The 23,780-nt window shown below is 62.5% G+C and carries 19 protein-coding genes and 1 tRNA gene; 2 read left to right on the plus strand and 18 right to left on the minus strand.

Annotated features, from left to right (window positions below):
* Positions 1 to 5: 5 nt before the first annotated feature.
* The 7 genes from queG to ACR0IR_RS18560 form a co-directional block, all read right to left on the minus strand.
* The gene (gene queG, locus ACR0IR_RS18530) at positions 6 to 1,043 is read right to left on the minus strand and encodes a tRNA epoxyqueuosine(34) reductase QueG (protein ID WP_170363904.1); all 1,038 of its coding nucleotides are present in this window, start codon (positions 1,041 to 1,043) and stop codon (positions 6 to 8) included.
* A gap of 74 nt (positions 1,044 to 1,117) precedes the next feature.
* On the minus strand, positions 1,118 to 1,783 hold the full coding sequence (fzlA, locus tag ACR0IR_RS18535; protein ID WP_170363905.1) for an FtsZ-binding protein FzlA: 666 nt from the start codon (positions 1,781 to 1,783) through the stop codon (positions 1,118 to 1,120).
* A 59-nt stretch (positions 1,784 to 1,842) separates the two neighbouring features.
* A complete protein-coding gene (gene mtgA, locus ACR0IR_RS18540) occupies positions 1,843 to 2,583 on the minus strand; it encodes a monofunctional biosynthetic peptidoglycan transglycosylase (protein ID WP_170363906.1) in 741 nt (246 codons plus the stop codon).
* 40 nt (positions 2,584 to 2,623) lie between these two features.
* Positions 2,624 to 3,541 carry a Hint domain-containing protein gene (locus tag ACR0IR_RS18545; protein ID WP_170363907.1) on the minus strand — a complete coding sequence of 306 codons (918 nt, stop codon included), beginning with the start codon at positions 3,539 to 3,541 and terminating at the stop codon, positions 2,624 to 2,626.
* Between the two features lie 176 nt (positions 3,542 to 3,717).
* Positions 3,718 to 8,250 (minus strand): glutamate synthase large subunit, encoded by a 4,533-nt coding sequence (gltB, locus tag ACR0IR_RS18550; protein ID WP_170363908.1) that lies wholly within the window; start codon positions 8,248 to 8,250, stop codon positions 3,718 to 3,720.
* Complete coding sequence (locus tag ACR0IR_RS18555) at positions 8,247 to 8,684, minus strand: GFA family protein (protein WP_005979708.1); 438 nt, start codon at positions 8,682 to 8,684, stop codon at positions 8,247 to 8,249. The genes gltB and ACR0IR_RS18555 overlap by 4 nt, the downstream gene beginning before the upstream one ends.
* A 29-nt stretch (positions 8,685 to 8,713) precedes the next feature.
* Positions 8,714 to 10,147 (minus strand): NAD(P)-dependent oxidoreductase, encoded by a 1,434-nt coding sequence (locus ACR0IR_RS18560; RefSeq protein ID WP_170363909.1) that lies wholly within the window; start codon positions 10,145 to 10,147, stop codon positions 8,714 to 8,716.
* Between the two features lie 228 nt (positions 10,148 to 10,375).
* Here ACR0IR_RS18560 and ACR0IR_RS18565 point away from each other — a divergent pair, with 228 nt between their 5' ends.
* Positions 10,376 to 11,179, plus strand: coding sequence for an undecaprenyl-diphosphate phosphatase (locus ACR0IR_RS18565; RefSeq protein WP_170363910.1), 804 nt, complete (start codon positions 10,376 to 10,378; stop codon positions 11,177 to 11,179).
* Here ACR0IR_RS18565 and ACR0IR_RS18570 read toward each other — a convergent pair whose 3' ends face one another.
* Positions 11,180 to 12,163 carry a complex I NDUFA9 subunit family protein gene (locus ACR0IR_RS18570; protein WP_170363911.1) on the minus strand — a complete coding sequence of 328 codons (984 nt, stop codon included), beginning with the start codon at positions 12,161 to 12,163 and terminating at the stop codon, positions 11,180 to 11,182.
* Positions 12,164 to 12,374: 211 nt separating this feature from the next.
* On the opposite strand from ACR0IR_RS18570, the gene ACR0IR_RS18575 reads away from it, so the two are divergent.
* A tRNA-Leu gene (locus ACR0IR_RS18575) sits at positions 12,375 to 12,461 on the plus strand.
* Between the two features lie 56 nt (positions 12,462 to 12,517).
* Here the strand turns inward: ACR0IR_RS18575 and ACR0IR_RS18580 are convergent.
* The 10 genes from ACR0IR_RS18580 to ACR0IR_RS18625 form a co-directional block, all read right to left on the minus strand.
* Entirely contained in the window at positions 12,518 to 13,498 is a 981-nt protein-coding gene (locus ACR0IR_RS18580) for a hypothetical protein (RefSeq protein WP_217357099.1), read from the minus strand.
* Positions 13,499 to 13,589: 91 nt separating this feature from the next.
* Positions 13,590 to 14,042: an SRPBCC family protein gene (locus ACR0IR_RS18585; protein ID WP_093963846.1), complete on the minus strand. Its 453-nt coding sequence runs from the start codon at positions 14,040 to 14,042 to the stop codon at positions 13,590 to 13,592.
* Between the two features lie 106 nt (positions 14,043 to 14,148).
* Entirely contained in the window at positions 14,149 to 14,961 is an 813-nt protein-coding gene (locus tag ACR0IR_RS18590; RefSeq protein ID WP_170363920.1) for an XdhC family protein, read from the minus strand.
* 12 nt (positions 14,962 to 14,973) lie between these two features.
* On the minus strand, positions 14,974 to 16,164 hold the full coding sequence (locus ACR0IR_RS18595; protein WP_170364379.1) for a vWA domain-containing protein: 1,191 nt from the start codon (positions 16,162 to 16,164) through the stop codon (positions 14,974 to 14,976).
* On the minus strand, positions 16,164 to 16,964 hold the full coding sequence (locus ACR0IR_RS18600; RefSeq protein WP_254441564.1) for an AAA family ATPase: 801 nt from the start codon (positions 16,962 to 16,964) through the stop codon (positions 16,164 to 16,166). The genes ACR0IR_RS18595 and ACR0IR_RS18600 overlap by 1 nt, the downstream gene beginning before the upstream one ends.
* Before the next feature lie 168 nt (positions 16,965 to 17,132).
* Positions 17,133 to 19,550, minus strand: coding sequence for an aerobic carbon-monoxide dehydrogenase large subunit (locus ACR0IR_RS18605; RefSeq protein ID WP_170361027.1), 2,418 nt, complete (start codon positions 19,548 to 19,550; stop codon positions 17,133 to 17,135).
* A complete protein-coding gene (locus tag ACR0IR_RS18610) occupies positions 19,547 to 20,041 on the minus strand; it encodes a (2Fe-2S)-binding protein (protein WP_093963851.1) in 495 nt (164 codons plus the stop codon). The genes ACR0IR_RS18605 and ACR0IR_RS18610 overlap by 4 nt, the downstream gene beginning before the upstream one ends.
* Before the next feature lie 14 nt (positions 20,042 to 20,055).
* Positions 20,056 to 20,889 (minus strand): FAD binding domain-containing protein, encoded by an 834-nt coding sequence (locus ACR0IR_RS18615; RefSeq protein ID WP_480779158.1) that lies wholly within the window; start codon positions 20,887 to 20,889, stop codon positions 20,056 to 20,058.
* Between the two features lie 133 nt (positions 20,890 to 21,022).
* On the minus strand, positions 21,023 to 22,099 hold the full coding sequence (locus tag ACR0IR_RS18620) for an MHYT domain-containing protein (RefSeq protein WP_170364381.1): 1,077 nt from the start codon (positions 22,097 to 22,099) through the stop codon (positions 21,023 to 21,025).
* 141 nt (positions 22,100 to 22,240) lie between these two features.
* Positions 22,241 to 23,779, minus strand: coding sequence for a tripartite tricarboxylate transporter permease (locus ACR0IR_RS18625; protein WP_093963852.1), 1,539 nt, complete (start codon positions 23,777 to 23,779; stop codon positions 22,241 to 22,243).
* Position 23,780 lies beyond the last annotated feature (1 nt).

The following is a 23,780-nucleotide window of genomic DNA, read 5'->3' on the forward strand; positions in this document are numbered from 1 at the left end:
GGCATTCACGACAGTTGTTCGACCGCCCAGCGCGCCGCGTCCGCCACCGTAGGGTCGGGATCCTCGGTCAGCGCCTGCGCGACCGAAATCAACTCCGCCGACCCGGAATTGCCGATGGCGTACAATACGTTGCGCACGAACCGGTCGCGCCCGATCCGCTTGATCGGAGAACCCGAGAATCTGGTCCGGAACGCCGCATCGTCCAACCCGGCCAGTTCCGCCAGCGGCGGCGCCATCAGGTCTTGGCGCGCGGCATAGCGGATGTCGCTGGCCGCCACCGCGAACTTGTTCCACGGGCAGGCGGCCAGGCAATCATCACAACCGTAGATGCGGTTGCCCAGCTTGCCCCGCAACTCCTGATCCACCGGCCCCTTGTGCTCGATGGTCAGATAGGAAATGCAACGCCGCGCATCCAACTGATAGGGCGCCGGGAAAGCATCCGTGGGGCAGGCATCCAGACAGGCCCGACACGACCCGCAATGATCGACTTCCGGCGGGTCCGTCGGCAGGTCCAGAGTGGTAAAAACAGACCCTAAAAAGGCCCAATTGCCCCACTCCCGGCTGACCAGATTGGTGTGTTTGCCCTGCCAGCCCAACCCGGCCGCATGGCCCAAGGCCTTCTCGGGCACCGGCGCGGTATCAACGAACACCTTCACCTCGCCTCCGGCCTCGGCAATCAGCCACCGGGCCAGCCGCTTCAGCCGCTTCTTGACCAGATCGTGGTAATCCCGGTTCTGCGCATAGACCGATATCGCCCCGCGATCGGGTCGCCCCAGAACCTCGGTCGGATCATGATCCGGCGTGTAACTCTCGGCCAGCATGATGACAGAGCGCGCCTCGGGCCACAGCTCCGCCGGATCCCCCCGCCAATGGGTCCGCTCGGCCATCCAACTCATCTGCCCGTGATAGCCCGCCGCCAGAAAGGCGGCCAACCGCGCAGGCACTTCCGGCACGTCCCAGGGTCGGCAGATCCGGCACGACACGAACCCCTCGGCCCGGGCCTGCGCCACCAACCTGTCCTTCAATGCCGTCGCGCTGTTCATCTGGCCCAAAATATCCTCGGGGGTGAATTGGCCCAACGGGCCAAGAGGGGGCAGACAGCCCCTGCCCCAACCTATCAGAAATCCAGGTCGGCGTAATGGGCGGGCGGGCGGAAGCCGGGCACCTGATCCGCCAGGATCGACCGGAAGGCCGGACGTGACTTGATCTTGGCGTACCAGTCCTTGACCACCTGGCTGCGGTTCCAATCCACATCCGAAATGTAATCCAGCGACGACAAGTGCGCGGCAGCCGCGAAATCGGCCAATGTCATCTGATCTCCGGCCAGCCAGCGCCGCTGATCCAGCAGCCAAGCCATGTAGTCCAGGTGGAACTTGATCGCCCGCGCGCCTTCCTTGACGTTCTTGCTGTCGGGATAGCCCTGCCCGGTCACTTTCTTGTTCACCCGCTCGTACAGCAGCTTGGATGTCACCTCATGGTGGAATTTGTCATCAAACCAACTGACTAGACGGCGCACCTCGAACCGGGCTTCCGGAGTTTTCGGCATCAAAGCCGGTTCCGGCCGCGTCTCTTCGATATATTCGCAGATCGCCGCGCTTTCTGACATAACCCGGCCATCCAGCCGCAGAACCGGGACCTTGGCCGCAGGGTTTCTGCGCAAGAAGTCCGGGGTTTTTTCCCAGTACTTTTCCTCGACCAATTCGACTTCGATCTTCTTTTCCGCCAGTGACAGGCGGACTTTTCGACAAAAGGGGGACAGGGGAACGTGAAACAAACGCGCCATGTGGATCCATTCGAACCAATTGAGTACCGCTCAGCAATAGCCGCTGACGGGCAGAAGTTTCAATCCTCGAAGCAATCTGCGCGACCATCTGCGCGGATGGTGGCCGCTCCATCGCGGATCGCGGCGGCTCGTCTGCGGGTGTAAACCGACGGGTCCGTGACCGAACGGTTTCGCGGTGACGGAAGGATTGCCGCCAGCCGCGCCGCCTGCACCGGGCTGAGCTGGGCGGAACTGACACCAAAATTCTTGCGGGCGGCCGCCTCGATCCCGAACAGTCCCTCACCGGTCTCTGCCACGTTCAGATACACCTCGAGTATGCGCTTTTTGCTCCAGAAGATTTCGACGACCGGGGTCATGGAGGTCTCAAGCGCCTTGCGCACCCAACTGCGCCCCTGCCACAGAAAGACATTCTTGACCACCTGCTGAGAAATGGTCGACGCCCCGCGGTTGCCACCATCCTCAAGCGCATCGCGGATCGCGTTCACGTCAAAGCCCCAATGCAGGCAGAAATTCGCATCCTCGGCCGCAACGACCGACCGGGCCATGACCGGAGACATATCCTCGATCGCGACCCATTCCCGGTCCACCTTGCCGAGGCGGCGCCACTCGGACCAGATCGTATGGGTGATCGGCGGGTTGACCACGGTGTAAAGCAAAACAAGCGCCACGAACGCCGCGGCCAGGGCACCGATGACACGCAGTACCCACCGCCGAATCCGAACGATGAGCGATTCCGTTTTCCGAGACTGGGTTGCCTTTTTGGACTTACCGCGGGATTTGCGCGCTGCTTTCTTCGCCATGTTCCTGCTATACGCCGCAGCACCGGTATTTGGAACGGAATTATGACGCGATCAGCCGCCCTTCGCGCGGGCGCACCACCGGACGGGCGGTTTTCGGACCACCATCTTCCGCCGCTGCCAACTGCGGGAACAGGCGCAACAGCTCGGCCTGGGTTTCCCGGTCAGACCGCGTAACGGCGTGGCCGGGATAGTAGCTTTCGCTTTTGGCGCCATTGGCGATCACGATCTCATGCTGGTCGAACAACAGGTGGAAATACTCGATCTCGCCGCCTTCGACCCTGGTCACCGTCGTGCCGTTGACCAGGGAATGTGCGGCAACCAAAACCTCGGGGTGGCCGTAGAAATAAGCCGCGCGCCAATCGTCGATCAGCATCCGGTGTTGCGGCGAGAACAGAGTGTCACGGTCCAGCCCCAGAACCCCTGCGGCAAAGCGGATCGGTGCGGCGTTGCCCTCGGCCGCGACGGTGGTTCTGCCGACCCAGATCAGGGCCCGCGCACCATTGTCAACCGTCGTGACCAGGTCACCGGCCTGCAGATCCTCGACGCGGCGCAATCCATCGGGTGTCTTTATCATTGTTCCGGCAGAAAAACACGGCGGCCCAAGCTCACCCGGAACCACCAAGGGACCTTCGGTATTGACGAAAGTCGTCGAGACTAGCGTCCCCTCTTGCAGCACCTGACCGTCCGTCGGGGTGAACACGCGGCTGCCATCAGCCAGATAGAAGGTGATTCCCGTGTAGGTGACGTTTCCCACACCGGACACGTTGATCGTCACCGTGTCGCCCGGCCAGGATCGGGTGACATCAATGCCGTTGACCGAGTCATTGTCGGAACTGTCGATGTCGCCATCGTCGTTCTGGTCGACCAGATTGTACTTCTCAACCGTCAGAAGGGTCCCCGTTGCCGGCGGGCTGGCCGGATCCATGGCAAAGAACTGGTCAAGATAGGTCGTGGGCATGCGACGACTCCCTGGCGAAATTGGCGGCAAGCGGAAGCATTGGCGAAATTTCCAAACTTTCCGTGTACAGGCCTAGCGACACGCAATGTTTTTTCAAGAAATCCGGAAACGGGAGGGCACAAAACGAAAACCCCGCGTGTCTTTTCAAACACGCGGGGCAGGTTTCACAGGCGGCCTTACTCGGCCGGAACCGCCGCTGCCTCGTGGCTCAGCGGGTGGCTGAGTTTGTTCAGCATTTCCTTCGGGCAGACCTGCAGGAAGTTCGACAGCTCGACATCCCAGTGCTGCAGGATATCGGCGGCCTTGCGGCTGCCGGTTTCTGCGGCGTGACGCTCGATCAGCGACTTCAGCTGGGTCTCCCAATGCTCGACCGTTACGGGGCAGGTCACCAGGGTTTCCATGTTCATCAGCAACTGCGCCTTGCCTTCGGGGTCGTACAGATAGGCCATGCCGCCCGTCATCCCCGCGCCAAAGTTCGCACCGATGTCACCAAGAATCACCGCAACGCCGCCGGTCATGTACTCACACCCGTTGGAGCCGCAGCCCTCGACCACCACGGTGGCACCCGAGTTGCGCACGGCAAAGCGTTCCCCAGCACGGCCAGCCGCGAACAGGTACCCGTCGGTCGCGCCGTACAGGACCGTGTTGCCGATGATCGTATTCCGGTCGGCCTGCAACGGGCTGACCTGCGGCGGACGCACGACGATGGTGCCGCCCGAAAGGCCCTTGCCCACATAGTCGTTGGCGTCACCCGACACTTCCAGTTTGAGCCCCGGCGCGGCGAAGGCGCCCAACGACTGGCCGGCCGAGCCTTGCAGTTTCACATGCAGGTGGTCCGGCTGGAACGTGTTGCGCATGCCAAAGTTCTGCACGATGTGGCTGGACACGCGGGTGCCCACCGTCCGGTGCGTGTTCTGCACGGCATAAGACAGCTGCATCTTCTCGCCATCCTTCAGGAACCGCGCAGCGTCGCGCACGATTTCAGAGTCCAGCGTATCAGGCACCGCGTTGCGGGGCTTGTCACGGTCATAGACGATGTTTTGCGCGCCATCGACGGTGATCAGCAGCGGATTCAGGTCCAGATCGTCCAGATGCGCCGACCCGCGGCTGACCTGCGCCAGCAGATCGGCCCGGCCGATGATTTCGTCGACCGACCGTGCGCCGAGGCTGGCCAGGATCTCGCGCACTTCCTGTGCGTAGAAGGTGATCAGGTTCACCACCTTGTCGGCATTGCCGGTGAACTTGGCGCGCAGGGATTCATCCTGCGTACATACGCCCACCGGGCAGGTATTTGACTGGCACTGGCGCACCATGATGCAACCCATCGCGATCAGGGCGGCGGTGCCGATGCCGTACTCCTCGGCCCCCATCATCGCCGCCATGACGATGTCGCGCCCGGTGCGCAAGCCGCCATCGGTCCGCAGGGTTACCCGGTCGCGCAGGTTGTTCATCGCCAGAACCTGATGCGCCTCGGTCAGGCCCATTTCCCACGGCAGGCCGGCATATTTGATGCTGGTCGCGGGGGATGCCCCGGTGCCGCCATTGTGGCCCGAGATCAGGATGATGTCGGCCTTGGCCTTGGCCACCCCGGCGGCGATCGTGCCCACGCCCGAGGACGCCACCAGTTTCACCGTCACCTTGGCGCGCGGGTTGATCTGCTTGAGGTCATAGATCAGCTGCGCCAGATCCTCGATCGAGTAGATGTCGTGGTGCGGAGGCGGCGAGATCAGCGTCACGCCCTTGGTCGAGTGGCGCAGGCGCGCGATCAGATCGGTGACCTTCATGCCGGGCAACTGGCCGCCCTCGCCGGGCTTGGCACCCTGGGCCACCTTGATTTCCAGCTCTTCGCACTGGTTGAGGTATTCGGCGGTCACGCCGAACCGGCCCGAGGCCACCTGCTTGATCTTGGCCGAGGGGTTGTCGCCATTCGGCTCGGGCACGAAGTGAGCGGGATCTTCCCCACCTTCACCCGAGTCGGATTTCGCACCGATCCGGTTCATCGCCACGTTCAGCGTCTTGTGCGCCTCGGGGCTGAGCGCACCCAGCGACATGCCCGGGGTGACAAAGCGCTTGCGGATCGAAGTGATCGACTCGACCTCCTCGATCGGGATCGGCTTGCCCAGCGGTTTGAAATCCATCAGATCGCGCAGATGGATCGGCGGGTTGGCCTGCATCTTGGCCGAGTACTGCTTCCACAGCTCGTACGAGGCGCGGTTGCAGGCCATCTGCATCATGTGCATCGAGGTCGCTTCCCACGCATGGGTCTCACCCGATTTGCGGGCCTTGTAGAAGCCACCGATAGGCAGAACATCCAGGCCACTCTCCCAGCCTTTGGCGTGGATTCCTTCAGCCTTGGACTGAATGCCGGTGACGCCGATGCCGGAAATCCGGCTGGTCATGCCGGGGAAATATTCGGCCACCATGGCGCGGCTCAGGCCCACGGCTTCGAAATTCAGGCCGCCGCGATAGGACGAGATCACCGAGATGCCCATCTTGGCCATGATCTTCAGCAGGCCCTGGTCGATCGCCTCGCGGTAACGCGCGACGTTTTCAGTCAGGCTGCCTTCCAGCAACCCGCGTTCGATCCGGTCGGCCAGCGAATCCTCGGCCAGATAGGCGTTCACCACGGTCGCGCCACAGCCGATCAGCACCGCGAAATAATGCGGGTCGATGCATTCCGCCGAGCGCACGTTGAGCGAGCAGAAGGTCCGCAGACCCTGACGGATCAAGTGCGAATGCACCGCGCTGGTGGCCAGGATCATCGGCATCGCCACTTTGCCGGGGCCGGAAAACTGGTCGGTCAGCACCAGGTGACCCGCGCCCGAACGCACGGCCTCCTCCGCCTCGGCGCGGATGCGGGCCAACGCGGCACTCAGCGCGCCGGTGCCGGATTCGAAGGTGCAGTCGATCTCGGCCAGCGGCGCATCGAAATTCGCCACCAGTTCTTCCCACTGGGCGTTGCCGACAAAGGGGCTTTCCAGCACCACGATCTCGGTCTGGCTGCTGTCCTCATCCAGCACGTTCTTGAGGTTGCCGAACCGCGTCTTCAGCGACATCACACGGTATTCGCGCAGGCTGTCGATGGGCGGGTTGGTCACCTGGCTGAAATTCTGGCGGAAGAAATGGCTGAGCGGCCGGTACTGTTTGGACAGAACCGCCGAGGGCGTGTCGTCGCCCATCGAGGCAATCGCCTCTTTGCCATCCTCGGCCATCGGTGCAAGGATCTGCTCCAGTTCCTCGACCGTGTAGCCCGCCGCGATCTGGCGCTTGCGCAGTTCCTCACCGGTGAACAGCGGCTTTTCGGCGACCTCCGCCAGCTTTTCGTCCAGATCGTTGATCTTGCTGACCCATTCGCCGAACGGCAGGGCCGCGGCCAGCTTGTCCTTGATCTGCTTGTCGCGGTACAGCTTGCCCTTCTTCATGTCGACGGCCAGCATCTGGCCCGGACCCAGCGCACCTTTTTCCTTAACGCTGGCCTCGTCGATCGGGACCATGCCTGCCTCGGACCCGGCGATCACCAGACCGTCGCCGGTGACGACATAGCGCATCGGGCGCAGGCCGTTGCGGTCCAGCCCGGCGCAGACCCAGCGCCCATCCGTCATGGCCAGCGCGGCAGGGCCGTCCCACGGCTCCATCACCGAGTTGCAGTAGGAATACATGTCGCGCCAGGCCTGCGGCAGTTCCACCGCCTGTTTCGACCAGCTTTCCGGCACCAGCATCGTCTTGGCCATCGGGGCCGAGCGACCCGCGCGCACCAGAACCTCGAACACCGAATCCAGCGCCGCCGAATCCGACGATCCGCCCGCAATGATCGGTTTGATGTCTTCGGCATAGTCGCCGAAGGTCGCCGAGGCCATGCGGATCTCGTGGCTTTTCATCCAGTTGATGTTGCCCTTCAGCGTGTTGATCTCGCCGTTGTGGGCCAGCATGCGGAACGGCTGCGCCAGCCACCATTGCGGGAAGGTGTTGGTGGAATAGCGCTGGTGATAGATCGCAAAGGCCGACTCGAAACGCTCGTCCATCAGATCGGGGTAGAACACGGCGACCTGCTCGGCCAGCATCATGCCCTTGTAGATGATCGACCGGCAGCTGAGCGAGGCCAGGTACAGACCCGAAATCCCCGCGGCGGCGGCGGCTTTCTCGATCCGGCGGCGGATGACGTACAGCTCGCGCTCGAACGTGTCCTCGTCAACGCCCTTGGAGTTCGAGATCAGGATCTGCTCGATCTCGGGCCGGGTTGCGTTGGCCTTTTCGCCCAGGCAGGTGACATCCACCGGCACGTGGCGCCAGCCATAGATGTAGTAACCCATCCGCAGAACTTCGGTCTCCACGATGGTCCGGCAGCGCTCCTGCGCGCCGAAATCGGTGCGCGGCAGGAACACCTGCCCTACGGCGATCAACTCGTCCATCTTGGGCTCGTGCCCTGTGCGGCGGATCTGGTCATAGAAGAAGGGGGCCGGGATCTGCACATGGATGCCCGCGCCGTCGCCGGTCTTGCCGTCGGCGTCCACCGCGCCGCGGTGCCAGATCGCCTTGAGCGCATTGATCCCGGCCTCGACCACCTTGCGGCTTTTCTTGCCGTCGACCGAAACCACCAGGCCGACGCCGCACGAGGAATGCTCTTCCTGCTCGGAATACAGGCCATTTTCTGCCATCCACTTGCGTTTGGCTTCCTCGGCCCGAACCCAATCGGCATCAAATTTCGTCATTGGCTGTCTCCTTCTTCCGACGGGGCGTACATGGCCATGACCTCGGCTTCGGTCATCTGGCGGCGTTCACCTGCGAACGCGTAACCCTCGGGCTTTTTGTCGATGTAGAGTTCAAGTTTCAGCGTGTTGCCGGCCGCGTTGTCGAACAGGCCGGCCGCGATCTGTGTCTGGCCGTGCATCTCGCCCGGCAGGGTGATCCGGTACCACAGGGCCGATCCGCATTCTTCGCAGAAGGCGCGTTCGGCCCAGTCCGACGATGTGAAGGTCTTGACCGGCCCCAGCGCCGCATAGCCCGGCTGCGCCGGAAAGGTGACCAGCGCGCTGCTGGTCCAGCGGCGGCACATGTCGCAATGGCAGGCGCCCAGCGCGTCGCGGGCGGGGGTCGCGGTCACGGTGACTGCGCCGCACATGCATTGGCCTTGCAATTCGGGCATCCTGTCCCTCCTGTCGCTGGGCTGCGGGATCATTCGGCCGCAAGCGCGGCCTTGCCGTTGAACCGGTCGATGATGGCCTGCGCGCAGTCGCGGCCGTCGCGGATCGCCCAGACCACCAGCGAGGCACCGCGCACGATGTCACCGATGGCATAGACGCCGTCCATCTCGGTCTCGCCGGTTTCGAACGCGGCCTTGATGGTGCCCCAGCGGGTCACGGGCAGGTCGGGCTGGCCGAACAGGGTGGGCAGGTCCTCGGGCTCGAAGCCCAGCGCCTTGATGACCAGGTCGGCCTCTTCGACGTAATCCGCGCCTTCGATCACTTCGGGGGCCTGACGGCCGGTGGCGTCGGGTTGACCCAAGCGCATCTTCTGCACCATCACGCCGGTAACACGCTCGTCGCCAACAAACCCCTTGGGCGCGCTGAGCCATTCGAAAATCACGCCCTCTTCCTCAGCGTTCTGGGTTTCGCGCTGTGAACCCGGCATGTTCGCCCGGTCGCGGCGATACAGGCATTTGACCGAGGTCGCACCCTGACGGATCGAGGTGCGGACGCAATCCATCGCCGTATCACCGCCACCGATCACGACCACCTTCTTGCCCTTGGCGTTCAGGCGGCCATCGTCGAACTCGGGAACCTCGTCACCAAAGCTTTTGCGGTTCGAGGCAGTCAGGAAATCGATAGCCTTTTCGATACCGGGCAGGCCGCTGCCAGGCATGGACAGATCCCGCGACTTGTAGACACCCGTCGCAATGATCACGGCGTCATGTTTTGCGTGGATCTCGGCGAACTTGGCAGCGTCGACGTCACAGTTCAGCTCGAAAGTCACGCCGCCCTCGGCCAGCAGGTCGTTGCGGCGTTGAACCACGTCCTTTTCCAGCTTGAAGCCCGGAATGCCGTACATCAGCAGCCCACCCGCGCGGTCATAGCGGTCATAGACCGTGACCTGGATTCCGGCCCGGCGCAGCATGTCCGCTGCCGCCAGACCACCGGGACCGCCCCCGATGATGCCCACGCTTTCGGGACGTTCGGCGGTTGGAGCGACAGGTTTGACCCAGCCTTCCTCCCACGCGGTGTCGGTGATGTATTTCTCGACCGCACCGATGGTGACGGTGCCATGGCCCGATTGCTCGATCACGCAGTTGCCTTCGCACAGGCGGTCCTGTGGGCAGATGCGGCCGCAGATTTCGGGGAAGGTGTTGGTGGCCTGGCTTGTCTGATAGGCTTCTTCCAGCCGTCCGGTAGCGGTCAAGCGCAGCCAGTCCGGGATGTTGTTGTGCAGCGGGCAGTGCGACTGACAGTACGGCACACCGCACTGGCTGCAACGGCTGGCCTGCTCGGCGGCTTTTTCGGCAGCGTACTCGGCATAGATTTCATGGAAGTCCGCTCTGCGATCGGTTGCGGCGCGCTTTTCAGGCATGTCACGATCGATCTGCACAAATTTCAGCATCGGTTGCTTGGCCACGGTCAGACTCCATGAATTGGCTTGGTCGGATTTCTTTATGCGAAGCCAATTCGGATGAAAAGTCAATTGTACTGACCTAAATTGGAAAAAATCGGAAAGATCGATCTCTTTCGGCGACTTTCTGTTCATTTTTGGGTCCACTTCGGACCTAAATCCTGACTTTCCTTTTGCCGATCACGCTTATACGCCTTGAATGCAACGAAAGCAGGCGCAAACACGGGCGGGCAGATGAGTCTTTTTCAGCTGATTCTGGTGGCGATCATCCAGGGGATCACCGAGTTTCTGCCGATTTCGTCATCAGGCCACCTGATCCTGCTGCCCAGCCTCACCGGAATGGAAGACCAGGGCCTGGCCATCGACGTCGCGGTGCATGTGGGCACATTGGGCGCGGTGGTTCTGTATTTCTGGAGCGACGTGAAACTGGCCCTTGCGGGCCTGCCACGTGCTTTGCGCGGGCGCATCGACACCCCACAGTCCCGACTGGCCCTGGCCTTGATCGTAGCCACCATCCCGACCGTCATCGTCGGCGCAATCCTGCACCTGACCGGCCTCAGCAGTGCGATGCGGTCCGTGGCGGTGATCGGGTGGACGATGCTGGGCTTCGGATTGCTGCTGTATTGGATGGACAAGAAGGGCCCCCAGACTAAAGAGGCCGCCGACTGGGGGCTGCATGACGCGATTATTTTGGGTCTGTGGCAGGTCCTGGCGCTGATTCCCGGCACCTCGCGGTCGGGGATCTGCATCACTGGCGCGCGGCACTTGGGGTATACCCGCGAGGACGGCGCGCGCATCGCGATGCTGATGTCGATCCCTACAATCATCGCCTCGGGCGCGCTGCTGTCGCTGGACGTGATCGGGCAGGCCAACGCTCAGCTGGCCAAGGACAGCGCCATTGCAGCCGTGTTCGCCTTTGTTTCGGCCCTGTTGGCGCTGAGCCTGATGATGCGTCTGCTGCGTAGCGTCAGCTTCACGCCATATGTGATCTATCGCGTGATCCTGGGTACGATCCTGCTGATTGTCGCTTACAGCTGATCAGATGCGCAGGTTCCGGGCCGAGTTCTGGATGTCGTCGTACTGACCCGACGGGCGGAATTTCCACAGGTATTCCGGCAGAACCGATTCCAGCGAGGCAGGCTCGATCCCCAGATCGGCGAAACCTTTCGCTCCTTCGGACACCACATTGTCACGGCGCAGGTTCTTCAACTGGTCGCGGGTCAGGATGTTGTTCGGAAACAGCTGGAAGCTGATGAATTTCAGCATGTCCAGAACCCCGGCCATGATCCGCCCAACCCAGAACGGCAGACCGATGATGATGCGGCGGCGGTGAATCACCTCGAGCATCTGCTGCATCAGCTCGCGGAAGGTCTTGGCCTCGGGCCCACCCAATTCGTAGACGCCCGGTGCGGCCTGACCCAGCACGCCCTTGACCGCGGCCTGCGCCACGTCATCCACAAACACCGGCTGGAACCGGGTGTCGGCGCCAAAGATCGGAAGGAGGGGCGAGATACGGGTCATGCCGGCGAAACGGTTGAAGAACTGATCTTCGGTCCCGAAGATCACCGAGGGTCGCAGGATCACGGCATCGGGCATGTGGGTCAGCACAGCAGCCTCACCTGCGGCCTTGGTGCGGGCGTATTCGCTGTCGGAATTCGCGTCAGCACCGATGGCCGAAATGTGGACCATGCGGGAAATACCTTGCTCGGCCGCCAGACGGGCGATGCGGCCCGCGCCTTCGGCTTGCACGGCGCCAAATCCATTCTTTCCCAGTTCGTTCAGAACGCCCACGCAGTTGACGACCGCATCGGCGCCATGCATCGCACTGGCCACCGAGGCATCGTCGCGGATATTGCACAGAATTGGCTCGACCTGGCCCACGACGCCATAGGTCTTGACGAAGATCGCTTCGTTCGGACGGCGGACCGCCACCCGTACACGCCACCCTTCGTTCGCCATGCGTCGCGCGATGTAGCGGCCGACGAATCCCGATCCACCGTAAATCGTGACCAGTTTGGACATGGTTGGGCTCCTGCTGTGTAGGTCTTGTTCCGATCTACCGCTCCAAAGCCCGGCAAACAAGGCGCAATAACGCCGCGCATCAGGCAAAAAACACTGCCGGAACCGACGGGATCGCGCCGTGGGAAGGTGGCCGAAAAAAAACTTTCGAAATTCCGTTCGAATCCTGTTGACGCCCTCGGCGAGTAGGCTTAAACGCCCCTCCACGACACCTGCCCAGGTGGCGGAATTGGTAGACGCGCTAGCTTCAGGTGCTAGTGTCCGTATGGACGTGGAGGTTCGAGTCCTCTCCTGGGCACCATATCCCCGAAAAGATTTGACGACCGCGCAAACCACCCTCGAACGGGTGGTCGGCTCTCATTCCGTCTTCTGCAATTCCTCCATCTCGCGGCGACGGATCTTTGCCTGAGACCGCACCCGCTTGATGAATTGCTGGGGAAGGTCCGGTCCGCGCAGCGCCGCGTAGGCCTCGCTGGTCGGGTCGCCGATCAGGTCGGCGTATTTGACCCATGTGCAGAAGGCGAAGACATCGCGCAGGCTCACATGCTCACGGGTGTTGCTGTCCCGGGCCTGTGCCAGAAGCTTGATCGACCTGAAATAGGCCTTTTCGATAGCGGGCCATTGCGGATCGGGAACGAACTCGGGCGCGTCATCGGTTTCCGGAAATTTGAATGCTGGATACTTCTGCCCGTATTCCGAACATCCGTGCGAGATCTTGCTGCTGATTCCTTCAATCCCATGCTTGGCCTGAAGATCGCGGAACGCCTGCAGGCAGGCGCGCACGTCATCAACGGTGTCGCAATAGATATAGGCCTTGTACGGAAACTTGATCCCGTCGCGCAGCTCGATCATGCATTTGCGGGCGTTATCATTGGGTAGATCCAGCTTAAGCAACAGGGCATAGGTCTGGAACATCGCACGCAGGTCATGCGGCAAAATCTGTACCTTGTAGCAGTCATTGCAAAGAGCCGGGATAGCGCCGGTCTCTTTGAAGAAGTCCAGAAAAACGCCGCAATAGGCGTTCTGCCCGCGTACCTTGAGGACGCGCCCGGAAAAGACCTGCCCGATCGGCACCGCTTGCGAAACTCCGCGGCTTCGCAATGCAGCCAACCATGCGCGGTACTGTTTGACCATGTGCTCGGGCTCAAAAAGATCCGCCTGCCAATCGGCGCCCAGCGAGGTAACGATGTCCGCTTGTGCCGCAGAGAAACGCCCGGCCGAACCCGGAGCCTTGGGCGCATGTTCCAGCCGTGTGACCAGCTGACGAATCGACTTGAGGTCAGCGGGCTTCATCACCAGCCAATTCTCAAGTTCGGCAATTTTCGAGGTGTGGGGCACCACTGTCTCCTGCTGCATCATCGCCAAACGCTATGCAGGTGCATACCCCCCTCACGCAATTCGTCAACCGGAACGGCGCCGGGCGCCTGCGTCAGGCAGCGGTTTGCGCGGCAACGACCTCGCCGAACCGGGTGAAGAACTTGCCCGAGAGCTTCTTGGCCGTTCCGGCAATCAGACGACTGCCCAACTGGGCGATCTTGCCCCCGACATCAACCTTGGCGGTATAGGTCAGAACGGTCTCGTCACCATCTTCGGTCAGCGTGACGTCCGCACCACCCTTGGCAAAACCTGCGGCTCCGCCCTTGCCCTCGCCCACCAGCGAAAACCCGTCGGGGGCGTTGGTCTGGTCCAGCGTCACCTCGCCAGCGAACCGCGCCTTCACCGGACCGATTTTCAGAACCACCTTGGCCTCAAGCTCGTTGGGGGCGGTCTGGGTCAGCTCTTCGCAGCCGGGGATGCATTCACGCAGAACCTCGGGATCGTTCAGCGCGCGATAAACCGCGTCCCGGGGGGCCGCAATGCGAATTTCGTCAGTCAGTTCCATTGGGTATTCCTCTGCTCAGCAACATCTGGGAAAGACGCGCAGCGCCTGTTCCGCGGCATCCTCGGGGGTTTGAGCGGGCCGGGGCGGCCATAGCCGCGCCACCCAGCTACGCAAGTTTTTCATCATGAGTTGTCTCCTCGGCGGTGTCCGCATTTCGCCAGCGCACGATCTCGGCCAGGATCGACAAGGCGATTTCATGCGGATCAATGGCCCCGATATCCAGCCCGGCAGGCGACTTCAGGCGCGCAACCTTCTCGGTGTCCATGCCCTGCGATACCAACCTGGCCGACAGCACCTTTGCCTTGCGCTGGCTGGCCACCATCGACACCCGCCTTGCCGGCGTACCCAGCGCCGAGGCCAACGCGGCCCTGTCGTTCTGGCCTTGCGAGGCGACGACCACAAAATCGCGGGGCTCAACCCCCAACGCATCCACGTTGTCTGGGTCGAAACATGATTGCGCAGCCGCGTCTCTGGTCTCAAACGATACGAACACGCGCAACCCGGCCAATGCCGCATGAGCCGACAAAGCATGGGCAATCGGGGTGTCGCCAAAGATCACTAGGCGGGGCGCGTGTTGATAGGGCTCGACAAGCAGGTCGACCGTACCGCCGGATGGGCAGCCACTCTTGAAGGTCTGAACGCCATCCGGATCGGTCATTGCCACCACCTTGTCCGAGGGTTTCACGCGGATCATCCGCGACGCACCGCTGGCCAGCGCTTCCTGTGCCGAGGCGCGCACCGCACGCTGGACACAGGCTCCGCCCAGATGGCCGAGGATCCGGCCGTCCCGGGTAATCGCCGCCTTGGCGCCCGCCTTGGCCGAGGTCGCATCTGCCGTCCGCACCACCGTTGCGACGCAGAACGCCTCGCCGCTGCTGCGCAACTGGTCAATCGTGTCGAAAATGTCGAAACCAGGCATGATCGGTTCCTCTCACAACTTTTGAAACTCGGGCTCCAACGCGGCCAGCGCGTCGAGCGTGTTTGCCGGAAGGTGCGCATCCAGATGGGGCAAAGCAGCCTGCATGGCGGCGGCGACGGGCTGATAATTCTCCCAACCTTTTAGGGGGTTCAGCCAGACGATCCGGCGCGCCTTGCGCCGGATCCTCGACAAAGCCGCGCCCAGCGCCTGCGGGTCAGAGCTGCAATAGCCATCCGAAAGGATCAGCACGATGGTGCGCCCATTCAGCGCCCGCGCACTGTATCCGTCCAGAAACCTTTCGAGACTGCCGGAGATGTCCGTGCCGCCACCGAAACCTTCGGCCATCAGTGACAACCGGCCAGCGGCGCGCAAGGTGTCGTGGTCCCGCAACGCATCGGTGACCCGCATCAACCGCGTGTGAAACAGATAGGCATCCGCATCCGTGCCGCTGGCCACAAGGCCCTTGAGAAAAGCTAGAAATACACGCGAATAGACGGTCATGGACCCGCTGACATCGCACAGCGCGACGATCCGCATCGGGCGTGGCGGTCGGGCACGGCGAAACAGCTCCAAAGGCTCGCCCCCGCGCGCAAGGCTTGCCCGCTGGATGCGACGCATGTCCAGCGCCGGACCCCGCCGCGCCTGTTTGCGCCTGCGCGAACGTCGATCCCGGATCGCCCGCGCCAGGGCGAGGGCCGCGGCTTCGGCCCGGCGCAGGGATTGCTCATCTATCAACTCGCGCAGATCCCGGCGTGACAGGTTGTCGGTCCGGGTTGCGATCAGCTTCCCGTCCGTTCCTTCGGCCTGTCCATCCCCGGAATCCGGGGTGCTGGCATCCTGCGCATCGTGGGAATCGTCAGCGGCATCTCCGCGATCTTCGGTCTGCCAGATCATCGGCTTGGCCGACTGGACCCTGACATGGGTGTTCTGTGCGACACCGCTCCGCTGCTTGCCCGAGTTGAACCAATAGGCATCGAACAAATCGTCAAAGCGCCGCCAATCCTCGGCATCCCCGGACATCAGGGCACACAAGGCATCCCGCGCCTGCCCGACATCGGTGGCCTCGACCGAAGCCAATGCGGCCAGCGCATCTCCGGTCTCACGCGGTCCGACCCGCAAACCGTTCCCGCGCAGATGCGCCACGAATCCCGCCATCCGATCGGCCAATCCATGCGCCCGCGATGGAAACCGTGTCACCTGCATCACGCGACCTTTCCGATCAGGCGATCCATCACCTCGGGTGGAACGGCGTCGTAATCCGCAGCGGTCTTCAGCAGACAAACCAGTGTGGCCTGTACGGCCTCGGGCGATTGGGACAGATCGTTGACGCCAAGACCCGACAGGGCCGCGGCCCAGTCGAGCATTTCGGCAATGCCGGGTGTCTTTTCCAGATCTTCCTTGCGCAGGTTCTGAACCACTCCGATGATCTGGCGCGCCAACAGCTCTTCGACTTCGGGCATCCGTGCCCGCAGTATGGCCATTTCGGCCTCGCCAGACGGATAGTTCAAAAAGCTGTAAAGACACCGCCGCCGCAGCGCGTCCGAAAGATCGCGCGTGCCGTTTGCGGTCAGAATGACGATGGGTCGCGTTTTGGCGTAAATTGTCCCCAGTTCCGGGATCGTGATCTGAAAGTCCGACAGGATTTCAAGCAGATAGGCCTCAAATTCTTCATCGGCCCGGTCAATCTCATCGATCAGCAGAACGGGCGGATCATCGGCGCTGATCGCCTCCAACAACGGCCGCTTCAGCAGATAGTCGTCGGAAAACAGTTGGGCCTCGCTGGTTCCGCCGCGCGCCTCGGAGGCTCGGATGGCCAGCAGCTGCCGCTGGTAGTTCCACTCATAGATCGCGTGACTGGCGTCCAACCCTTCGTAACACTGCAAGCGGATCAAACGGGCGTCTCGCCACGCCGCCAGTGCCTTGGCCACTTCGGTCTTGCCGACGCCGGCCGGACCCTCCAGCAGCAGCGGTCGTCCTAGGGTCTGGGCCAAATGCAACGCCATCGCCAACCGGTCGTCGGCAACATAGCCCTGCTGGGCTAAACCGTTCTGAACGTCACTCAGTGTCACACCAGGGTCCAATCTTCGTTTGACCAAAATATCCCGAGGGGGTTGGAGGGGGTCAGCGCCCCCTCCGTTCGGTCGGACCGGGCCTCGCCGGTCCGAAACCGACTACCCGTGCATCCCCAAACCGTTGGCGATCTTCCAGATCCGCCAATGGTCATGCGGCATGTGGCTCTGAACCAGGCCAAAGGGCCGGAACGCATCGTGCACCGCATTCGAGAACGCCGGCACGCCACCCACATTCGGGCTTTCGCCGACACCCTTCGCGCCGATCGGATGATGCGGCGAGGGGGTCACCGTGTGATCGGTCGTATAGTTGGGCGTTTCCCACGCGGTTGGCAGGAAGAAGTCCATCAGCGTGCCGGTCTTGACGTTGCCCATCTCATCATAGGAAATCTCTTGACCCATCGCGATGGCCAGCGCCTCGGTCACACCGCCATGAACCTGACCTTCGATGATCATCGGGTTGATCCGGGTTCCGCAATCGTCCAGCGCATAGAACTGCCGGACTTCCCATTCGCCGGTATCGACATCAATCTCCATGACACAGACATAAGCGCCGAACGGATAGGTCATGTTGGGCGGGTCATAGTAGCTGACGGCCTCCAGACCCGGCTCCAACCCCGGGATGGCCTGGTTGTAGGCGGCAAAGGCGATCTCTTTCATCGTCTTGAACCGCTCGGGCGCGCCTTTGACCGCGAACCGGTCCACGTCCCATTCGACATCGTCGTCGTGAACCTCAAGCAGGTAGGCCGCGATCATCTGCGCCTTGGCGCGGATCTTGCGTGCAGCCATGGCCGTTGCAGCCCCCGCAACCGGCGTGGACCGAGAACCATAGGTGCCCAAGCCATAGGGCGCGGTGTCGGTGTCTCCTTCCTCCAGCGTGATGTCGTCGGCTGGAAGACCGATCTCGCTGGCGATGATCTGGGCAAAGGTCGTGGCGTGACCCTGGCCCTGTGAGATCGTCCCCAGCCGCGCGATGGCTGACCCGGTCGGGTGGATGCGGATTTCGCAGCTGTCGAACATCCCCAAGCCCAGAATATCGCAGTTCTTCACAGGCCCTGCCCCGACGATTTCGGTAAAATGCGTCAGACCAATCCCCAGAAGCTTGCGCGTCTTGCCGGCCTTGAAGTCCTCGACCCGCTGTGCCTGTTCGGCACGCAGATCCTCGTATCCAACCGCAGCCAGCGCCTTGTCCCAGGCGGTGTGGTAATCGCCCGAGTCATATTCCCATCCCAGCGCGGACTGATAGGGGAACTGGTCGGCCTTGATGAAATTGATCCGGCGCAGCTCGGCCGCGTCCATGTTCAACTTGATGGCCAGAACCTCGATCATCCGCTCGATGAAATAGGCGGCCTCGGTCACGCGGAAGGAACAGCGATAGGCCACACCCCCCGGAGCCTTGTTGGTGTAGACGCCGTCCACGGCCAGATAGGCGGTCGGGATGTCGTAGGACCCGGTGCAGATGTTCATGAACCCGGCCGGGAACTTGGTCGGGTCGGCGCAGGCGTCGAACCCACCGTGGTCCGCGGTTGTATGACACCACAGGCCCGTGATCTTGCCGTCTTTGGTGGCGGCGATCTTGCCCTGCATCCAGTAGTCGCGGGCAAAGGCGGTGGACATCAGGTTTTCCATCCGGTTCTCGACCCATTTCACCGGCTGACCGGTGACGATCGAGGCCACGACCGAACAGACATAACCCGCATAAGCGCCCACCTTGTTGCCGAAACCGCCACCGATATCGGGGCTGATCACCCGGATATTGTGCTCGGCCAGGCCCGAAATCAGGGACACGACGGTGCGGATCGCATGCGGCGCCTGGAAGGTGCCGTACAGCGTCAGCTTGCCGGTCACCTTGTCCATGCTGGCCACGCAGCCGCAGGTCTCAAGCGGACAGGGGTGGGTGCGGTGGTAGTAGACCATTTCCTCGGCCACCACATCGGCTTCGGCCAGAACGGCTTCGGTCGCGTCCTTGTCGCCCTGTTCCCAGGTGAAGATGTGGTTGTGATGCTTGCGCGGCCCGTGGGCGCCTTCTGTCTGACCCTCGAGATCCTCACGCAGCACCACGTCGGACTTCAGCGCCTCGAACGGGTCGGTCAGAACCGGAAGTTCCTCGTATTCGACTTCGACCAGTTCGACGGCATCCGCCGCGACATAGCGGTCTTCGGCAACCACATAGGCCACCTCCTGGCCCTGGAACAGGACCTTGCCGTCCGCCAGCACCATCTGCTTGTCGCCAGCAAGCGTGGGCATCCAGTGCAGACCCAGCGGCGCCAAGTCCTCGGCCGTCAGAACGGCCACAACACCAGGCACGGCCAGAGCGGCCTCTTTGTTGACGCTGACAACGCGGGCATGGGCATAGGGTGAACGGACAAAGGCGCCGAACAGCATTCCGTCCAGCTTGATGTCATCGACGTAGTTGCCCTTGCCTTGGGTAAAGCGCACGTCCTCGACGCGTTTGCGAGAACTGCCCATCCCCTTGAGGTTGGCGGCGCGTTCTTCGGGGGTCATGGTCTGGTCGTTCATTCCGCGGCCTCCTTCTGCGCGTTCAGCATGTCAGCCGAGGCCGAGATCGCCTTGACGATGTTCTGGTACCCGGTGCAGCGGCAGAGATTGCCGGCCATGCCAAAGCGGATTTCTTCTTCGGTCGGGTTGGGGTTTTCCTGCAGCAGGCGATGCGCGCGGGTGATCATGCCCGGCGTGCAGAAACCGCACTGAAGCCCGTGATGCTCGCGGAACATTTCCTGCAGCACACCAAGGCTGCCGTCGTCATTGGTCAGCCCTTCGACGGTGGTGATATCAGCCCCGTTCACCTGCGCCACGAAGGTCGTGCAGGATTTGACGGACTTGCCATCGATATCCACGGTGCAGGCTCCGCAGTGGCTGGTTTCGCAACCGATATGCGGGCCGGTGATTTTCAGATCTTCCCGCAGGAAGTGGATCAACAACGTGCGCGGCTCGGCCAGGCCCTCGACCTGCTTGCCGTTCACGGTGAGTTTGACATGCATCTTCGACATCTGTGTTCCTCCCCTCAGCCCGCGCGGCTCTGCGCACGGTCGATGGCGCGGCGCAGCATCACGGCGGCCACGTGTTTCTTGAATTCGACGGGGCCGCGGTTGTCGGCCACCGGGTCGATCGCCTCGAGCATCGCGGCCACGCAGCCGTCGACATCGCCCGAAGCCATTGCCGCACTGGCCGCGTCAGACCAGACGGGCGTGTCGGACAGGTTGGTCATCGCCACAGATGCCTGACCGTTTCCAACCATCACTGCGGCGGCCGCGGTTGCATAGTCGCCGATCTTGCGTTTCTGCTTTTCATAGGCCTGCCCGATACCGGGGCCGGGAACAGGGATGGAAATCCGTGTCAGGATCTCCTCGTCCTCGCGGGCGGTAAAATAGGCCGCCTCGTAGAAATCGCGGGCCGGGACGTTGCGGGTGCCGTCTGGGCCGGACAGTTCGAACGACGCGTTCAGGCACTGCATCAGACCCGGCATGTCATTGCCCGGATCCCCGTTGGCCACGTTCCCGCCGACCGTACCCATGTATCGCACCTGCGGATCCGCGATCTGCAGCGCCGCTTCGCGGATCAGCGGGATCGCGTCGGCCAGACCGTCGTGGGTGATCAACTCGTGCTGCGTGACCATCGCGCCCAGGGTCACAGTATCGGACCCGACCTCAATGCCTTTGAGTTCCTCGATGGCCTGCAGGTCGACCAGATGGCCCATCTCGGCCATGCGCAGCTTCATCATCGGGATCAGGCTGTGCCCGCCTGCGATCACGCGCGCTTCGTCCCCGTGTTCCTGCAGAATGCCGATGGCCGAGGCGATGTCGCCTGGCCGGTGATACTCGAAACCGGCTGGTATCATGTTTTCCTCCCTTGGCCCGTTCACGTCGGGGCCTTGGGATCAAGCAAAGTCCTGAGGGCGTGCGCAGGCTATCGCGCAGGAACGGGGGGCGCGGGTTGTTTCACGAAATGCGATTGGGCTGCACGAGTTGCGATCAGAGGCCCAGCGCCTCGCGGATGTCCGTCAGGCGGGATCGGCTGACCGGCACCTTGCTGAGCGCATCGACCTGGTCGAAATAACAGGTGCCGTTGTCCTTGTGCCGCTCAAACCGGGAAACGTGTCTGGGGTTCACAAGGTAACTTCGGTGGGCCCGCAAAAAGCCGTCTGGTTTCAGGCGGGTTTCGGCCTCGGTGATCGACCAAGGGCAGAACAGTTTCTCGGCGCCCATGTACAAAACGGTGTAGTGCCCCTCGGCCCGAATGGCGGCGACGCGCGCTGGTTCGGTGAAAAAGGTCTGGCCCTCGCGCTCGAACGGGACGCCGGCGCGCAGAGCCGGTTCCGGCTGCGGCGCTTCGACCGCCGGCTCGGGCCCGATAAAGGTGATCCCGGTCAGCAGAAATGCCCCGCAAATCAGGAACACCGCAACGGTCACCCCCATCGCAAGAACCTGATTGTTCAAAGCTGGGCCCGCGCCACCTGCATTGTCGCTGGCGGTAAAATCGGTCAGGCCCGTGGCGACAAAGTGCATGGTGAACACAGCCAGGCCGAAACAGACAGTGCCCAGCAGGATATTGCGCTGGGTGCGATTGTCGTAGGCAACCCAGATCGCCAGCACTGACAGCACCACCGAAGCCAAGGTGGCGATCGCAACGTCTGATGCGGTGTAGACGGGGCGGCACAGCTCCATCCCGGCCATGCCGATATAGTGCATCACCACAATACCAAGACCCACGATCACGCCCGCGCCGACAATCGTGCCCGGGCTACGCGCGCGAAAATGCAACAGCAGCAGCGCCAGCCCGACCATCAGAATGGCAACCAGGGCTGAGATCAGGGTGATCAACGCGTCATAGTAAAACAGGATCGGCAGTTGCAGGCCCAGCATGGCCACGAAATGCATCGACCAGATGCCGCCGCCCAGAATGACCGCAGCCAGGGCGACGACGAACTTCCGCCTCTGGTCATCCAGCTTTGAAGCACCATGCGTCAGATACAGGCCGGTGAAACCGGCCATGAGTGCGACGGCCAACGAGGCCGCTACGAGCCAAGCGTTATGCGAGTAATCCAGCATTTCGGTTTGCACGCCCTCCCCGACGCGAGAGTGACGTTAGCAAAGCGAGGTGTCTGGGACAATCTTCAGCCGAACCCTGCGGGTCACGGGCCGGCAAACGATCCGCCGCCCGACCATTTCGGCGGGCGGCGGACAGGCAGATCAATCGCTGATCGCGCCTTCTTCGTCACGACGCTGGTGCATCTTGGCCTTGACCCGGGCGCCCACGATCAGGGGCAGGACAAAGCCGATGATCGCGATTGTCCACAACCCGATGGACAGCGGGCTGTCGATCAGGGTCCACCAGTTGCCATTGTCGATGGTCACGGCGCGACGCAGGTTGTTCTCCATCGCGTTGCCCAGCAGGGTACCCAGAATGATCGGCACCAGCGGCACGTCCAGCTTGCGCAGGACCCAGCCCATCACGCCGAACCCGATCATCACCAGCAGGTCAAAGCTGGACCCGGAAATGCCATAGATGCCGACAAAGCTGACCATGGCCACGATCGGCATCAGGATGCGCGACGGGATCATCAGCACGCGGGTGAACAGGCCCACCATGGGGATGTTCATGGCCAGCAGCATGAAGTTGGCGATGAACAGCGCCGCGATCAGGCCCCAAACCACATCCGGATTCTGGGTGAACAGCAGCGGCCCGGGCGTGATGTTCAGCGCCAGCAGCACCGCCAGCAGTACCGCCGTGGTACCCGACCCCGGAACGCCCAGCGCCAGCATCGGTACCAATGCGCCTCCGGCGGCGGCGTTGTTGCCAGCCTCGGGCGCGGCCACGCCGCGCGGATCACCGGTGCCAAAGGTGTTTTTCTTGTCCACCAGCCGCTTTTCCATCGAGTACGAAATGAACGACCCCAGTGATGCCCCGGCCCCGGGAAGAACCCCGGCGATGAAGCCCAGGAACGAGGTGCGCAGCATCGTCGGCGTGCAGCTCTTGATCATCGACATCGGAGGGTAGAGCTTGCCGATTTTCAGCTTGCTGCCCTCGGCGTCAGACCCGCCATGCCGGTGTTCGAGGAAAATGAACACCTCGGACAGGGCAAACAGGCCGACGATGGCCACCAGGAAATCGATCCCGTCGTACAGATGCACTTCGCCATAGGTAAAGCGCGGCACGCCCGTTTGGGTATCAACGCCGATGGTCGCCAGCCCAAGCCCCAGCGCGGCGGCAAAAGCCGATTTGGCCTGGTTGGTCGACGACACACCGCCCAGCGTCATGAACGCCAGCGCAAAAAGGGCAAAATATTCGGCCGGGCCGAACAGCAATGCCACTTTGACCAGCTGAGGCGCCAGCAGGATCAGGCCCCAGGTCGCCAGGAACGCGCCGACGAATGAGGCGATACCCGACAGCGAAAGAGCTTCACCCGCCAGGCCTTTTTTGGCCATGGGATGCCCATCCAGACAGGTCATCATCGCAGGCTCGTCACCGGGGATGTTCAGCAGGATCGACGAGATCCGCCCCCCGTACATCGCCCCGTAATAGACACTGGTCAGCAGGATCAGCGACGGCGTCGCGCCCAGCCCCAGCGTGAAGGCCAGCGGGATCAGGATGGCCACGCCGTTCGACGGGCCAAGGCCCGGCAGCGCGCCCATGACCGTGCCCAGAAAGCAGCCCAACAGGGCCAGCATCAGGTTCTGCCAAGTCAGCGCGATGGCGAACCCATCGGCCAAGGATGCAAAAGTTTCCATG

The sequence above is a fragment of the Ruegeria sp. CF2 genome, from assembly GCF_056537385.1.